This window comes from Aeromonas sp. s6 (assembly GCF_040907815.1).
Lineage (GTDB): Bacteria > Pseudomonadota > Gammaproteobacteria > Enterobacterales > Aeromonadaceae > Aeromonas > Aeromonas caviae.
This window is the reverse complement of sequence record NZ_JBFOCN010000061.1, coordinates 26596-41645: the sequence shown is the minus strand read 5'-3', so window position 1 is coordinate 41645 and position 15050 is coordinate 26596. Positions and strand designations below refer to the sequence as shown.

Here is a 15050-nt window from a genome sequence, read left to right as displayed (position 1 = left end):
GGGCCTGGCTTCCTATCCCTGCGGCATCATGGGGATGCCGTTACTGCGCCAGCCAGGGGCAGGGAAACCATGTTGACTGACTGGTTTCCCTGTCCCGTGACCTGGTTCACCTGAATGACCCCCTTGCTGCCCGTGAGGGCGGTGTCATCCAGATAGATGCTGGTAGTGGTGTTGGCGGGGGGCTTTCCCCCTGGGGTCTTCGCGACGCTGGAGCTGAGATTGATGTCGGTCACGACACCCAGGCCGCTGTCATCGAGGGACAGGGCGAAGGCGTTCAGTTGCTGGTTGCCCTCACCCGCCCCCTGATTGATGCCGACCAGTCCCCGGTTCTGGCTCAGGGCCGAGCCCAGGATGGCGACGCTCTGGCTGCCGTTCAGATTGGTGGTGGATTGATTCAGCTGACCAAATTGAATGACGGCAGGACCCGAAATGGCGATGGCGGCAAGATTGCCTTGCTGATTGTTATTGCCGGCAACCATATTGACGCCCATGGAACCACGAATATTGCTCAATGCCTGAGCACCGAGATCGACCCGGTTTTGTGCCAATGAGGGGGTGGCAAATGCCAGAAAAGGAAATGTTGCCAATGCAATATATGTCTTCATGTTCTGTCTCCATCTGCCAGGAGGGCTTATTGGAGAGAGCAACGACCATGCCAATTAGCAAAGTTTTGATTTTTAACTGTTTTTTATTTGATATGATTGTTTTTATGTCTCAATCTTGAGAGCGACATATTATGTCGCCAAGTAAGCGCTTATTTATCAAAGGGTTTATTTTTTCTCACCGATATTTTTGCCGTCTCAATATTGTGGTGCCATCAGTCTAAAGGCGGGATGGTTTATAGTTATCATCGTCTGGCCATATTAAACGGCGCCATTTGATGATAAAGGGAGTTATCTGGATAAGTCGTCAGCGTCAGACTCCCTCGTGCAGTGGTGATAACAAGGAGTTGTCCCTATGACAGAAACGGCATTGTTGCTCATCAATTCATGTGCCGTACTGGAAAGCCTGATGGAACAAGGCGAGTGGCAGGTGGAGCAGGCAAGCTCCCTGGTGGTGGCAGAGAAAAAATTGCAGGAAAAGGACTATCCCCTGGTGCTGGTGGTGATCGAGCATCAGCAGCACGAAGCCCTCTACAACCTGATAGCGCAGCACTCCGGCGCCTTGTGGATCGGCCTCATCCAGCGGGACTGTCTCGCCAGCGAAGCCCTTCGCAATTTGCTGGCCGCCTGTTTTCATGATTTTCACACCTTTCCCCTGGACAGAGACAGGCTCTCCCACAGCCTGGGACATGCCCTGGGGATGGCGCGCCTCATCCGGCGACACCGCCCCCGACTGCAACCCCAGCTTCGTTTCATCCAGGGGGAGAGCGCCCCCATTCGCCAGTTGCGCGACCAGATCGTGCGGTTGCAGCATTGCCGCCTGCCCGTACTGGTGACGGGACCGAGCGGCACGGGCAAGGAGCTGGTGGCCCGGGAGCTGCACTACAGCACGTTCGGGGAGGAGAGCCCCTTCGTCGCGGTCAATTGCGGGGCCATGCCCCATCAGCTCATCCAGTCCGAGCTGTTCGGCCACGTCAAGGGGGCCTTCACCGGGGCACAGCACCACAAGATAGGCAAGATAGAGGCCGCCGATGGCGGCACCCTGTTTCTCGACGAGATAGGGGAGCTGCCGCTGGAGGATCAGGCAACCCTGCTGCGCTTCTTGCAGGAGCAGTGCATAGAGGCGGTGGGCAGCCACCTGTCGCGTCGTGTGGATGTGCGTATCATCGCGGCCACCAATATCGATGTGGAGCAGGCGGTGGCCAGCGGCGGCTTTCGCATGGATCTCTACTACCGGCTCAACGTGGTGCGCCTGCGTACCCCGGCCTTGTGCGAGCGGGCGGAAGACATCCAGCTCCTTGCCGATGACATTCTGGCGGAAGTGCGGGGCGGGCGGGTGCTCAGTTTCACCCGCAAGGCGCGCCAGGCCATGCAGTCCTATGGCTGGCCGGGGAATGTGAGGGAGCTGCGCAACCGGGTGCAGCGGGCGGCGGTCATGTGCAGCGGCCCCTTCATCGAAGCCGATGACATGGAGCTGACCAACATGGACAGCCTGCTGCTCGACGGCTCGCTCAAGGCGGTGCGCGAAGCGGCGGAGCGTCAGGCCTTGCAACGGACGCTGGCCCGCTTCCCCGATCAGCTCGAGGAGGTGGCCCGCACGCTCGACATCTCCCGGGCCACCCTCTATCGCCTGCTGGACAAGCACGATCTGCTGTGAGGGGACGGCAGTATCGCCCCGTCATGCAAAAAGCCCGGGCAGCAGGCCCGGGCTGCTTGTCTGGCCCCGTCGTGGGGACTCGTGACTTCCGATGAGCTTCAGGCCATCTCCATGGCGAGGTGACAGAGTCGCCGCGCAGCCTCCTCCTCGCTCTTGACCACCTGATGCACGCCGCGCACGCGCAGATGATGCACCTCCTCGTGCTGGTGGGCACAGGCGGCGATGCGCATCAGGGCGCCGTATTCCTGCGCCCTGATGGCTATCTCACCGGCCAGCAGGCTGTCATCCAGGGTGATCAGCAGCCAGCTGGCGTTGGGCAGCGCCGCCGTCAGCAGATCCTGCTGGATGGGATGGCCCGCCAGACAGGTGATCCCCATGGCGCGCCAGGGGGCCAGCAGTCGCTCGTCGGTGTCGATCACCACCATCTCCCTGCCTTGTTCATGCAACTGCAAGATGAGGTGCTGACCTATCTCGTCGGCGCCCACTACCACCACATGGCCCTGCAAGGGGCAGAGGTGAGGTGACCCATCGGTGCGTGGTTCGGGATGGCGCCTCAGCCAGCGCTCCACCTGGTTGAAGACCAGCGGATTGAGCACGATGGAGAAACAGGCGCCGACCAGCACCAGATCCCGGGCGACCCCGGGGACCAGTTCGAGCATGACCCCGAGACCCATCAGGATGAAGGAGAACTCCCCCACCTGGGCCAGGCTGGCGGAGATGGTCAGCGCCGTGCGCTGGCTGTGGCCAAAGAGCCGCACGATGGCGAAGGCGGCCACGGATTTGCCGATCACGATGACGAACAGGGTGGCCAGCACGGCCAGGGGCTCGCGCAGCAGGATGACGGGGTCGAACAGCATGCCCACGGAGACGAAGAAGAGCACGGCGAAGGCGTCCTGCAGGGGCAGGGTGTCGTTGGCCGCCTTGTGGCTCAGATGGGAGCTGTTCATCACGACGCCGGCGAAGAAGGCGCCGAGGGCAAAGGAGACGCCAAACAGCTTGACGGCGCCAAAAGCGATGCCCAGGGAACAGGAGAGGACGGCCAGGGTGAACAGCTCGCGGGAGCCGGTGGCGGCGGTGCGGGCCAGCAGCCAGGGGATGAGGCGTCGCCCGCCGATGACCATCAGGGCGATGAAGGCAGCTACCTTGGCCAGGGTCAGGCCGATATCCGCCATCACCTGGGCCGGGGTCAGTGCCTCGCCCCCCTGCTGCAGGTTGGCGAGGATGGGGAGCAGTACCAGGGCCAGCACCATCACCAGATCCTCCACGATGAGCCAGCCGATGGCGATGCGTCCCTCGTTGGTGTCGAGCTGGCCGCGGCTCTCCAGGGCGCGCAGCAGCACCACGGTACTGGCGGTGGAGAGGGCCAGGCCAAACACCAGGCCGGCGGTCACGGTCCAGTCGAGCAGTTGGGAGAGGCCAAGGCCGAGCAGGGTCGCAAGGGTTATCTGGACGATGGCTCCTGGGATGGCGATGTGTTTCACCGACAGCAGGTCTTTCACGGAAAAGTGCAGGCCGACACCAAACATCAGCAGGATGACGCCGATTTCGGCCAGCTCGGGGGCGAGCCGCAGGTCGGCGACATAGCCCGGCGTAAAGGGGCCGCATACCACGCCGGCCGCGAGGTAGCCCACCATGGGGGAGATGCGCAGGCGGCTTGCCAGCATGCCGAAGAGGTAGGCCAGCACGAGGCCGCCCACCAGGGTGGTGATAAGGGGGAGTGAGTGGTCCATGTCGTCACCTCGCTAATGGCAGTCAGGGGCTACCAGATCACCCGAAGGCGAAGAGGGCAGCTGTCAATGAGCAGGGGGCGAAAGAGACAGAAGTTGGCCGTATCAAGGGGAAATCTTGAGGGCAACAGATGCCGTTTCTATTGAAAAGTAATGCATTTATATGCCATGAGCAACACTGTTCCAGTTTTTGCGTTGGTTTTGATGAAAAGCATCTTTAATGCATTGCGATTGGGTGAAAAGAGTGTGCAGTTAAAGAAAAATTGGCAGGAATAATCAATCGATGATGATATTGGGAGGCAAGGGAGAACACCTATGAGCACACGGCATGGAGGAGGCTGGCCTCCTCCATGGTGAACGAGGGTGCTGAAGGGGCATCACTCTCCCCTGGCGACCCCCTCACGTCTGGGGTCTGCGGCCCCCAGCCAGCCGCCGGCATGGCGCTGGACGCCCTGCAGCCCGGAGGTCTGCTCGTTAAGCAGGACCTCGTGCCCTCTGGCCTTGAGCCCCTGAACCACGGCGTCGGGCGTGCGCCCCTGCTCCAGCTCGGTGGGGCCGTTGCGACTGCCGAAATTGGGCAGGTTGATGGCCTGCTGCAGGTCGAGCCCCCAATCCTGGGTGCCGAGCAGCGCCTTGCCCACGTAGTTGATGATGGCCGAGCCTCCAGGGGATCCCAGGCTCATCTCGAGCTCGCCGCTTGCCTTGTCAAACACCAGCAGGGGCGACATGGAGGAGCGGGGGCGCTTGCCGGGCTCCACCCGGTTGGCCACCGGCAGGCCGGCGGCGTCCACCGAGGTGAAGGAGAAGTCGGTGAGCTGGTTGTTCAGCAGGTAGCCGTTGACCATCAGCCGCGAGCCGAAGCCATCCTCGATGGAGCTGGTCATGGCCACCGCCATGCCGCTTTTGTCCACGATGGAGATGTGGCTGGTGGAGGGCAGCTCCGGGGTGGCGTCCCGGCCCCTGGCCAGCGCCCGGGGCGGGTTGCCGGGCTGGGCGACGCCCATGGAGCGGTTGCCGATAAGGTGCCCCCGCTGCGCCAGATAGCCCTTGTCCAGCAGGCCTGTCACCGGCACGTCGACGACGTCGGCCACATACTGGTTGCGATCGGCGAAGGCGAGGCGTGCCGCCTCGCTGTAGAGGTGAATGGCCTCGCTGGAGGCGGCCAGTTGACCCTGCTCCCCCTGTACCGGTTTGAGGGCGGCCATGTCCCGGCTCTCCAGCATGCCGAAAATCTGGCCAAGGGCGATGGTGCCGGAGGAGGGGGTCGGGAAGCCGCAGATCTCGCTCTGGCGATAGTCAAAGCAGAGCCCGTCCCGCAGCTTGGCCTGGTAGCTGGCGAGATCGGCGGCGCTCAGCACCCCGGGGTTGGTCGGGTGGGCGTGCACCTTGGCCACCATGGCCTCGGCCAGCGGGCCGCGATAGAAGGCGTCGGGGCCGTCGCTTGCCAGGGTACGCAGCACCCTGGCCAGGGCCGGGTTGGTGAGCCGGGTACCTGCCGTCTTGGGAGTGCCATCCGCCTGATAGAAGTAGGCGCGGGCGTCCGGATCCCCGGCCAGATAGGGATCTTTTGCCAGCAGGGTGGCGAGGCGGGGGCTTATCACGAACCCTTGCTCTGCGAGGGTGATGGCGGGTTCGAACAGCGTGGCCCAGGGCAGCTTGCCATAGCGCTCGTGGGCCAGGGCCAGGGCACGCACCGTGCCGGGGGCGCCGACGGAGCGCCCGCCCACCACCCCCTCATAGAAGGCCATGGGTTTGCCCTCCTTCATGAAGAGCTGATCGGTGGCAGCGGCGGGGGCTGTCTCCCGGCCATCCACCGCCGCCACCTGCTTGCCGTCCCACACCAGCATGAGGGAGCCGCCGCCGATGCCCGAGGATTGAGGCTCCACCAGAGTCAGCACCAGCTGGACGGCGATGGCTGCATCGACGGCGCTGCCCCCCGCCTTGATGATCTGGTAGCCCGCGTCCACCGCCAGCGGGTTGGCCGCCGCCACCATGAAGTCACGGCCCTGCCAGCCCGGTTTGTCAATCCAGCCGCTGGCCGCCTCCGGGGCGATCAGGGTCTGGGGAGGAGGGACATAGTGAAAGCCATCCTGGGAGGCGCAGCCGCCAAGCAGGCCGAGGGCGACCAGCAGGCCGAGGGGTTTGAGGGACATGACAGGCTCCTTGTCGGTTTCTTGTTCACCTGCCGAAATGTGTCACACTTGGAGCTTGATTAAAAGTTTGTCTTAATACTCATATGGTTACAAAACTATCAAGGAGACGCTCATGACACACCGGGGGACGCTGGCGAAACCTTGCATGGCGGGGCTGCTCTGCCTGTTGCTGACGGCCTGCGGGGAGCCGACCTTCAGACCGCTGGCCCAGGGGGAGACCCTGCTCGCTTTCGGGGACAGTCTGACCGAGGGACGCGGGGTGAGCCCGTCCCAAAGCTACCCCAGCGTGCTGGCGACCCTGAGCGGCCATCCCGTGGTCAATGGCGGGGTGTCCGGAGAGCTGAGCCAGGCCGGCAGGGCCCGCCTGCCCGGGCTGCTGGCCCGGCACAGACCCGCTCTGGTCATCCTGCTGGAGGGGGGCAACGACATCCTGCGTGGCAGCGGGGAGGCAGCCCTCAAGGCCAATCTCGCCGCCATGATAGAGGCGGTGCAGGGGAGCGGGGCCCAGATCCTGCTTGTCGGGGTGCCCCGAAAATCCCTGTTTGCCGATGGCGCCCCCCTCTACGAGGAGCTGGCAGAGCAGTACGGACTGGTGCTGGACAACGACATCATCGGCGAGTTGCTGCGAGACCCGGCCCTGAAATCCGATGCGGTGCATTTCAATGCCGAGGGTTACCGCACCCTGGCGCAGCGACTTCATCGACTGTTGCAGGAAAGGGGGGCACTCTAGCGAGGTATCATGCTGCCGGGGCAGTGCGCCATGCTGCTGCAACCTATGGGGTCAGGAGATTGCGCGGCGGCGCTACCCCGGAGGGGACCAGCCCGCGGCGACGGTGCCGATGGAGATGAAAAAACCGCCGTGAAGGCGGTTTTTTGCAATCAGGCTGAGCCAATTTGCTTAGATGGACTGCTCTTCACCGCCCAGGGCGGCAAACAGGGCCGGGATGAACTGGGAGAGCTCGGCGGTGACCAGGGCGAAGTCGGCGTCCAGGCGGGCGGCGGGATCTTCACTGGTGACGTCGTCGTTCTGCTCGCGCAGCTCTTCGCTGAACTTGAGGCGCTTGATGGAGAGATCGTCCCCCAGCACGAAGCTCAGGGTTTCGCCCCAGTTGAGGGCCAGCTTGGTCACCAGCTTGTCGTTGGCCAGGTGGCTCTTGATCTCCTCGCTCATCAGATCCTGCTGCTTGCAGCGGATGATGCCGCCGTGCTCCATGGCGCTGCGCAGCTCGGCTTCGTCCTCCAGGGTGAAGGCGGCGGGCAGGTTGCCCTCGTTGAGCCACTCGGTCATGGTGATCTCGGGCGGGTTCTTGAGGGCCACCGGCACCACCGGCAGGGAGCCGATGGATTTGCGCAAGAGCGCCAGCAGATCGTCCGCTTTCTTGGCGGAGCCTGCATCCACCACCATCAGGTTATCGGCAGGGTTTATCCAGGCGAAGGTCTGGCTGGTGCGGCTGAAGGCGCGGGGCAGCAGGGTGTGCATGATCTCCTCTTTCAGCGCCTCCTTCTCTTTCTTCTTGAGGGCGCGACCCTGCTCGAATTCAATGGCCTCTACCTTCTCCGCCAGCATCTCCTTGACCACGGTGCCGGGCAGCATCTTCTCTTCCTTGCGAGCGCACAGCAGGATATGGCCAGAGGCGGCGTGGGTCAGGGTGGAGCCGAATTTGCCAAGGGGCTTGACCCACCCGAACCGGGAGATGTCCTGGCTGCCGCAGGGGGTGAAGGCGCAGGCTTCCAGCTGGGTTTCCAGCTGCTCAACGGTCAGGTCGAAGGGGCGGGTAAAGCGGTAAATCTGCAGGTTTTTAAACCACATGGCGTCCTCGGTCTCTAGATTGTCCGGCGGGCATTGTACTAGAGAGGCGCTTTGTGATCAGCCAATCATTCTCGCTAAATAAAGGGCGATCGACCTCACAGGGCCCCACCTTGATCCCCCGGGATCGGGCCCAACTCCCCTAGACTGCGAGTGTTCACATTGCTGACAAGGAGGCGACCATGTTGAGACAGAGTCGGCCGGAAGACATGGAAGAGATCGTCGAAATCTGGCTCCTGGCCTCCCTGCAGGCCCACGATTTCGTCGATGCCTCCTGCTGGTGGCAGGCTCAGGAGGAGCTGCGTACCCGCTACCTCGATCACGCCCGCATCTGGGTGTTCGAGGAACGAGGGGACCTGCTCGGCTTCATGGCGCTGGTGGATGATTACCTGGCTGCACTCTTCGTGCGCCCCGATAGGCAGGGGCGGGGGGTGGGGCACGCCCTGTTGCAGGAAGCCAGATCCAGATGTGCCGAGCTGCATACCCGGGTCTTCGTGGAGAACGAGCCGGCGGTGCGTTTCTACCGCCGCCACGGCTTTGAAATCGGGGGGGAGGTGTCCGATCCCCTCACCGGTCATCTTCAGTACCAGATGCATTACCAAGCCGTCTGAATCTGACGTCTGGGGTTGCCCCGGTTGAAAACGGGGGGCACCATCCTCATCTTGTCTCCATCCCGGGGCGCCTTCGCCCCCGCTCTCTTCTCCTTATCGAGCCGTTTTCCATGAAGATCCTGCACACCGCCGACTGGCACCTCGGTCATCAGCTTCACGGCCACGACCGCCGCTTCGAACACGACGCCTTCCTCGACTGGCTGGCCGACACCATCAAGACCCGCGACATCGACGCCCTGCTGGTGGCGGGCGATCTGTTCGACACCGCCAACCCTCCCGCCAGTGCCTGGCAGCAGCTCTACCGCTTCCTGGCACGGCTGCGGGCCGAGCACCCGGCACTGGAGATGGTGCTCATCGGCGGCAACCACGACTCCCCCTCCAAGCTGGATGCCCCCCACGAGCTGCTGCGCGCCTTCGACCTGCATCTGGTGGGCAGCATCAGCCGGGACGACGAGGGGCGCCTCGAGACCGAGCGCCTGCTGGTGCCGCTGCGAGGCAAGAACGGCGAGGTGGCCGCCTGGTGCGCCGCCGTGCCGTTTCTGCGCAGCAGCGATCTGCACCCGGAAGGGCTCAGCGAGGGGCAGGATAGACTCATCGAAGGGGTGCGCCAGGTCTATGAGGCGGTGCTGAGCGAGGGGCGGGCGCGCTGCAATCCGAATCAGGCCCTCATCGCCATGGGCCACGCCTATCTGGCGGCGGGCCAGCTCTCCGAGCTTTCCGAGCGGCGGGTGCTTGGCGGCAACCAGCATGCCCTGCCTGCCGAGCTGTTTGCCGCTGCCGACTACACGGCGCTAGGTCACCTGCACCTGGCCCAGAGTCCGGCCGAGGGGGTGCACTACAGCGGCTCGCCGCTGCCGCTCTCGCTGGCCGAGGCGAACTACAACCATCAGGTGCTGGAGGTGACGTTTGAGGAGGGCAAGCTGGCCCGGCTTGAGCGGATCCCGGTGCCCCGCGCGGTGGAGATGATCCGCCTGCCCCAGAGCGGCCTCGACGAGGCGCTCCAGGCCATCGAGGCGCTGGCGCTGCCCGCTTGCCCGCAGCAGGCGCAGCCCTTCCTCGAGGTGCGGCTGCTGCTGCCCAAACCCGAGGCCCGCATCCGCGAGCGCGTACTGGCCGCCATCGGCGACAAGCCGGTGCGTCTTGCCCGCATCACGACCAGTTATCAGGGCTCGGGCCAGGGGCTGGCGGACGGTGCCGGCCAGCGCCGGCTCGATGAACTCTCCCCCACCGAGGTGTTTCGCCTCTGCTATCAGCGTCAGTTCGACGGGGAGCCGGAGGCCGAGCTGGTGGCGTCGTTTGAAGAGATCCTGGAGCAGGTGAAGGAGTCCAGCCAATGAAAATCTTGTCGCTGTCAGGGGAGAATCTGGCCAGCCTGACCGGTCAATTCACCATCGATTTTGCCGGTGGCGCCCTGGGGGCCGCCGGCCTGTTTGCCATCACCGGCAATACTGGCGCTGGCAAGAGCACCCTGCTCGATGCCATCTGTCTGGCGCTCTACGACGAGATGCCGCGCTTTATCGCCAATCGCAAGAACGTGGCCGAAGTGGGCCGCATGGATGACGAGGAGAAGCTCAAGGCCAACGACGTGCGCGGCATCCTCAGCCGCGGCCATGCCAGCGGTTTTGCCGAGGTGCAGTTTCGCGGCTGTGACGGCCGCATCTGGCTGGCCCGCTGGGCGGTGCGCCGGGCTCGCAACCGCGCCGAGGGGCGCTTTCAGGCCCAGGAGCGCAGCCTGACCGACGTGGCGTCGGGCCAGGTGTTCAGTGGCAGCAAGCGGGAGCTGCAGGATCGCATCGACGAGCTGGTGGGACTCTCCTGGGAGCAGTTTCGCCGCGCCGTCATCCTGCCGCAGGGGGAGTTTGCCGCCTTCCTCAAGTCGAGCGCCGACGAGCGTTCGGCCCTGCTCGAACGGATGACCGGCACCGAGCTCTACTCCGCTATTTCGGTCCAGACCCATGAGCGGGCGCGGGAGGAGCAGCAGAAACTGGCTGCCATCAGCCAGCGGCTCGGTGACGTGGCGCTGATGGACGAGGCGACCCGCGAGCAGTGGGTGAGCCAGCAGGTCAGCCTCGCCACCAGCCTCAAGCACGAGCAGCAGCAACAGCAGCTGATGCAGGACTTGCGCGATCTCAACGGCCGTATCGCTGCCCAGTTGCAGGCCTGTCAGGAGGGAGAGGAGGCCCTTGCCGCGGCCGAGGCTGCCCACGCTGCGGCCGCTCCCGAGCGCGAGGAGTTCGTCCGCGCCGAGCAGGCCCAGGTGGCCCGCGCGGATCACGACGAACTGGCTCGCCTCACCCTGGAGGTGCAGCAGCAGGAGAAGGCGCTGGCCGAGCTTGGCCCTGAACTTGGCAAGCTGGAGGAGAAGACCCAGCAGAGCGCCCTCACCGAACAGCAACTGCTGGCGGAGAAGATCGCCGCCGAGCGCGAGTGGGGCGCCCTGCAGCCTGAACTCAAACGGGCGCAGGAGCTCGACACCCGCATTCGGGAAAAGCAGCAGCAACTGCAGAAGATCCAGCAGGAGGGGGCGCAGGAGCGGGAGGTGCAGCTCACCCTGGAGCAGGGCTGGCGCCAGCAGTGCCAGCAGGTGGAGCAGCTCAAGGGCCAGCACCAGCAGTGGGGTGCCTGGCTTGAGGAGCACAAGGAGCTGGCGCCGGTGGCCCGCCAGTGGCAGCCCCTGCTCACCGCCATGCAGGATTGGGCCGAGGATGCCGACAGGCTGCAGCAACTGCTCACCCTGCGCGAGCACAAGCTGCGCACCCTCAGGCAACTGCAACACCAGCTGGAGCAGGGGCAGCAGGAGCGCGACTACTGGCAGCGCGAGCAGACCCGGTTGCAGCAACAGCAGCATGAATTGCAGGAGCAGCAGTGGGAGGGGCGTCTGGCCAAGGCGCAGGAGCAGTGGCAGCAGCAGACCGAACAACTGGGCCAGCTGCGCCAGCTGCTGGAGCTGGCGGACTATGGCCGCAATCACGGTGAGCAGCATGGTCGCCTGCAGCAGGAGATCGCCCAGCTGGAGCAGGCGCTCGGCAAGCTGGCCATCCTCGGCGATGAGTTGACGCCGGCCCGCGAGCGGCTCGCCCTGCAACGGGACGAGGCACGCCACGCGCTGGAGCAGTCCCGTGCCATCGCCAGTTTCGAGCAGCATCGCCACATCCTGCGCGACGGTGAACCTTGCCCGCTCTGCGGCGCCGAGGAGCACCCCTATCACCAGAGCCAACCACAGGTGGCGGGCATTCTGGGGCAACTGGCGGAGCGCGCCCGCAGCCTGGAGCTTGAGTGGGATCGGCTCAATCACCAATACATTCAGTGCGAGAGCGAGCGCCAGGAGCTGGCCCGCCAGCTGGCGGTGCGTCAGCAACATCTGCCTGAGCTGGAGACGCGCGCCGAGCAACTGACCTTGCGCTGGCAACAGCTGGGAGGCGATACCCTGCTGGGCCATCCGCTGCCGCTGCGTCAGAGCCCGATCGAGTGGAACGAGTTGATGAGTACCCTGCTCGGCCGCGGCCAGAGTCTGGAGCAGGGGCTGGCCCGCAGCCAGCAGCAACTGCGCGAGGCCCAGCAGGGGCAGCAGCAGTTGCAGGCCGTGCGCCAGCAGCTGAGCCAGCTGGCCAGCCAGCACCAGCAGTTCGAGCAGCAGTGGCAGGAGGCCGACCGCCAGCGCATCGCCCTGGTAGGGGAGGTGAAGGGGATGGGCGAGCAGGAAACGACCCTGCGCCAGCGCCTTGAGCAGGGTGGCAGCCGGCTCGACGAGCAGATGGGAGGCCAGCCCTGGCGTCAGTGGCTGGGCAGCCAGCAGTGGCGCGAGTGGCAGCGGGCCTGCGAGGCCTGGCTGCACGGCCAGAGCGAGTGGGAGCGGCTGACCGGCGAGATTGCCAGCCTCACCCCGACCCTGAGTGCTCAGGAGGCGCGCTTGCAGACCCAGCGTGAGCTGCTGCACAAGCTCGAGCGCGACTACAAGGAACATGAACAGCAACGGCAGGGGCTGGTTACCAGTCGTGCCACCTGCCTGGGGGGGGAGGAGATTGCCCTGGTCGAGAGCCGCTGGCAGCAGCGGCTGCAGCAACTGGCCAGCGAGCTGGAGACGATGCAGGGGGCGGCCCGCACCCTGCGCGAGCGCCAGACCGAGCTCAAGACCCGTCTCAGCCATCTGGAGCAGGAGAAGCAGGTGAGCAGCCGGCGGCGACGGGAGGTGCTGGGGCGCTGGGCTGCCCACGCCAGCAGCCTCGGCATCGCCGAATATGATCTGCGCCGCCTGCTGGCCATGAGCCCGGATGAGCTCAAGGGGCGCCGCGCCGCCTTGCAGGCGCTGGAGGATGCCCGCGCCGAGGCGCGTACCCGTTTGACCGAGCGGCAGCGGGCGCTGGCGCTGGAGGAGAGCAAGCGGGATCGTTACCGCGAGCATCACCCCGAGCTGGCCGCGTTGGCGCCACAGGAGCTCGACAGCCGGCTGACGGCGCTGGAGGCGCACTGCCGCGCCCTCGACGAGCAGCTGTTCCAGTGCAAGAGCACGCTGGCCCAGGCCGAGGCGGCGGCCCTCAAGGCGGGCACCTTGCAGGAGGAGCTGGCTGCCCAGCAGGCGGTGGCGGATCATTGGCAGCGGCTCTGTGATCTCATCGGTTCTGCCAGCGGCGCCAAGCTGCGCACCTTCGCCCAGAGCCTCACCCTGGAGCGGCTGCTGCTGGAGGCCAACGCCCAGCTCGCCGAGCTCTCCCCCCGCTATCGGCTGGAGCGGGTGCCCGGCACCGATCTGGCGCTGCAGGTGGTGGATCTCGACATGGGGGATGAGGTGCGCTCGGTGGACTCCCTCTCCGGCGGCGAAAGCTTCCTGGTGTCGCTGGCGCTGGCGCTGGCCCTCTCCAGCCTGTCGTCACGCCAGACCCAGGTCGAATCGCTCTTTATCGACGAGGGCTTCGGCACCCTGGATCCGGACAGTCTGGATCTGGCGCTCTCAAGCCTTGACTCCCTGCAGGCGGCCGGCCGCCAGATCGGGGTCATCTCCCACGTGCAGACCCTGGTGGAGCGGATCGGTGTGCAGGTGCGGGTGGAGGCCCTCGGCGGCGGCGAAAGCCGGGTAGTGTTGCCCGGCTGACGACGTGTCGCCCATGACCCTCCATGAACAAAAAGGCCCCTGTCACAGGGGCCTTTTTGTTGGTGTGCAACCCGTCGCTGGTTATTTGCGCTCGGGCAGCATATTGGTCAGGGTATTGTCCTTGAGCACATGGTGGTGGTAGATGGCTGCCGCCGCGTGCAGGGCAATCAGCGCATAGCCAATGTTGGCCAGCGTCTCGTGCAGCTCCTTGATGGTACCCTTCAGGCCGTCGTCGGGGGCGATGAGGGCGGGGAGCGCCAGGCCGAAGAAGGGAATGGGCTTGCCCCCTGCGCTCAACAGCAGCCAGCCCAGCAGCGGGGTGAGGATCAGGAAGCCATAGAGCGCCAGGTGGGCGAGCTTGGCCAGCGTGAGCATCAGGGGGGAGAGCTCGGGCACGATACGCGGTGAAGGGCTACCCACGCGCACCAGCAGGCGCACGACCACCAGCGCCAGGATCAGCAGACCCACCATGAAGTGAAACTCCTTCATCAGGTCGCGGCCAGCCGACCCTTTGGGGAAGATGTCCCTGAACTCCATCAGGCCGTAGACGGCGATCATCAGCAGCAGGGTCAACCAGTGCAGCCCTATGCTCAGGCTGCCATAACGTTGTTCGGTATTTCTCAGCATCGTTGTCTCCTCGCCACTTAAGCGGCTTATCTCTTTTCATCCCGTCTCATATCGAGCCAAAGGACCCGCAGGTATCCCTCTTGAGGGTACTCGGCTTGCTTATGCCCGTGTTGATCTCGATAACATTTCTGCCTGTTTGCCGTCATGCTGACCTGTGCGGGAGCCCATGGAGTATCGGGAGATGGAAGGGGCAAAAAAAAACCGAAGCACCAGGCTTCGGTTTTTGGCGGTCACTGGCGTCAGGCCAGGGCGCATTATTTCTTGATGCGGATCACCGGGGTTTCGCCCACGGTCACGGCGCCAGTCATTTTCACCAGCTCTTTGATCTCGTCCATGTTGGAGATGACCACAGGTGTCAGGGTAGACTTGGCTTTAGCTTCCAGAACGGCCAGATCGAACTCGATGATGGTGTCACCGCGCTTGACCTGTTGACCTTCCTGAGCGATACGGGTGAAACCTTCACCCTTCAGCTCGACGGTGTCGATACCGAAGTGAACGAACAGCTCGATACCAGAGTCGGACTCCAGAGAGAACGCGTGGTTGGTCTCGAAGATTTTGCCGATGGTGCCGTCGCACGGAGCAACCATCTTGTTGCCGGCCGGCTTGATGGCGATGCCGTCGCCGACGATCTTCTCGGCGAAGACGACGTCAGGCACATCTTCGATGGGGACGATTTCGCCGGACAGCGGAGCAAAGATTTCGATGCCGCCAGTGTCAGAACTGTCGTCGGAAACCAGTTTCTTCAGTTTGTCGAACAGACCCATAGTAAAAGCTCCT

The 15050-nt window shown here is 64.4% G+C and carries 11 protein-coding genes; 5 read left to right on the top strand and 6 right to left on the bottom strand.

The features are described from left to right. Positions 1 to 26 precede the first annotated feature (26 nt). Positions 27 to 605 carry a hypothetical protein gene (locus AB5Y50_RS09900; RefSeq protein WP_223302574.1) on the bottom strand — a complete coding sequence of 193 codons (579 nt, stop codon included), beginning with the start codon at positions 603 to 605 and terminating at the stop codon, positions 27 to 29. Positions 606 to 957: 352 nt separating this feature from the next. Here AB5Y50_RS09900 and AB5Y50_RS09895 point away from each other — a divergent pair, with 352 nt between their 5' ends. Continuing rightward, on the top strand, positions 958 to 2259 hold the full coding sequence (locus AB5Y50_RS09895; protein ID WP_043155824.1) for a sigma-54 dependent transcriptional regulator: 1302 nt from the start codon (positions 958 to 960) through the stop codon (positions 2257 to 2259). A 98-nt stretch (positions 2260 to 2357) separates the two neighbouring features. On the opposite strand, the gene ybaL is transcribed toward AB5Y50_RS09895, so the two are convergent. Together ybaL and AB5Y50_RS09885 are read right to left on the bottom strand one after the other, a co-directional pair. Then, positions 2358 to 3989 carry a YbaL family putative K(+) efflux transporter gene (gene ybaL, locus AB5Y50_RS09890; protein WP_368162746.1) on the bottom strand — a complete coding sequence of 544 codons (1632 nt, stop codon included), beginning with the start codon at positions 3987 to 3989 and terminating at the stop codon, positions 2358 to 2360. A 374-nt stretch (positions 3990 to 4363) separates the two neighbouring features. Continuing rightward, the gene (locus tag AB5Y50_RS09885) at positions 4364 to 6139 is read right to left on the bottom strand and encodes a gamma-glutamyltransferase family protein (protein WP_043155827.1); all 1776 of its coding nucleotides are present in this window, start codon (positions 6137 to 6139) and stop codon (positions 4364 to 4366) included. Between the two features lie 112 nt (positions 6140 to 6251). On the opposite strand from AB5Y50_RS09885, the gene AB5Y50_RS09880 reads away from it, so the two are divergent. Further along, positions 6252 to 6869, top strand: coding sequence for an arylesterase (locus AB5Y50_RS09880; RefSeq protein ID WP_043155828.1), 618 nt, complete (start codon positions 6252 to 6254; stop codon positions 6867 to 6869). Between the two features lie 168 nt (positions 6870 to 7037). Here the strand turns inward: AB5Y50_RS09880 and rdgC are convergent, their stop codons facing one another. Then, positions 7038 to 7949: a recombination-associated protein RdgC gene (rdgC, locus tag AB5Y50_RS09875; RefSeq protein WP_223930554.1), complete on the bottom strand. Its 912-nt coding sequence runs from the start codon at positions 7947 to 7949 to the stop codon at positions 7038 to 7040. 179 nt (positions 7950 to 8128) lie between these two features. Between rdgC and AB5Y50_RS09870 the strand changes: the two genes are divergently transcribed. From AB5Y50_RS09870 to AB5Y50_RS09860, 3 genes are all read left to right on the top strand, one after another. Then, the gene (locus AB5Y50_RS09870; RefSeq protein WP_128345195.1) at positions 8129 to 8557 is read left to right on the top strand and encodes a GNAT family N-acetyltransferase; all 429 of its coding nucleotides are present in this window, start codon (positions 8129 to 8131) and stop codon (positions 8555 to 8557) included. Between the two features lie 110 nt (positions 8558 to 8667). Beyond that, positions 8668 to 9894 (top strand): exonuclease SbcCD subunit D C-terminal domain-containing protein, encoded by a 1227-nt coding sequence (locus AB5Y50_RS09865; RefSeq protein WP_368162742.1) that lies wholly within the window; start codon positions 8668 to 8670, stop codon positions 9892 to 9894. Continuing rightward, complete coding sequence (locus AB5Y50_RS09860; RefSeq protein WP_368162740.1) at positions 9891 to 13646, top strand: AAA family ATPase; 3756 nt, start codon at positions 9891 to 9893, stop codon at positions 13644 to 13646. Before AB5Y50_RS09865 ends, AB5Y50_RS09860 begins: the two co-directional genes overlap by 4 nt. Positions 13647 to 13727: 81 nt before the next feature. On the opposite strand, the gene AB5Y50_RS09855 is transcribed toward AB5Y50_RS09860, so the two are convergent. Both AB5Y50_RS09855 and crr read right to left on the bottom strand, forming a co-directional pair. Beyond that, positions 13728 to 14273, bottom strand: a complete 546-nt coding sequence (locus AB5Y50_RS09855) for a cytochrome b (RefSeq protein ID WP_041214756.1) — start codon at positions 14271 to 14273, stop codon at positions 13728 to 13730. A 254-nt stretch (positions 14274 to 14527) separates the two neighbouring features. Further along, the gene (gene crr / locus AB5Y50_RS09850) at positions 14528 to 15037 is read right to left on the bottom strand and encodes a PTS glucose transporter subunit IIA (RefSeq protein WP_010673569.1); all 510 of its coding nucleotides are present in this window, start codon (positions 15035 to 15037) and stop codon (positions 14528 to 14530) included. Between the last annotated feature and the right edge of the window lie 13 nt (positions 15038 to 15050).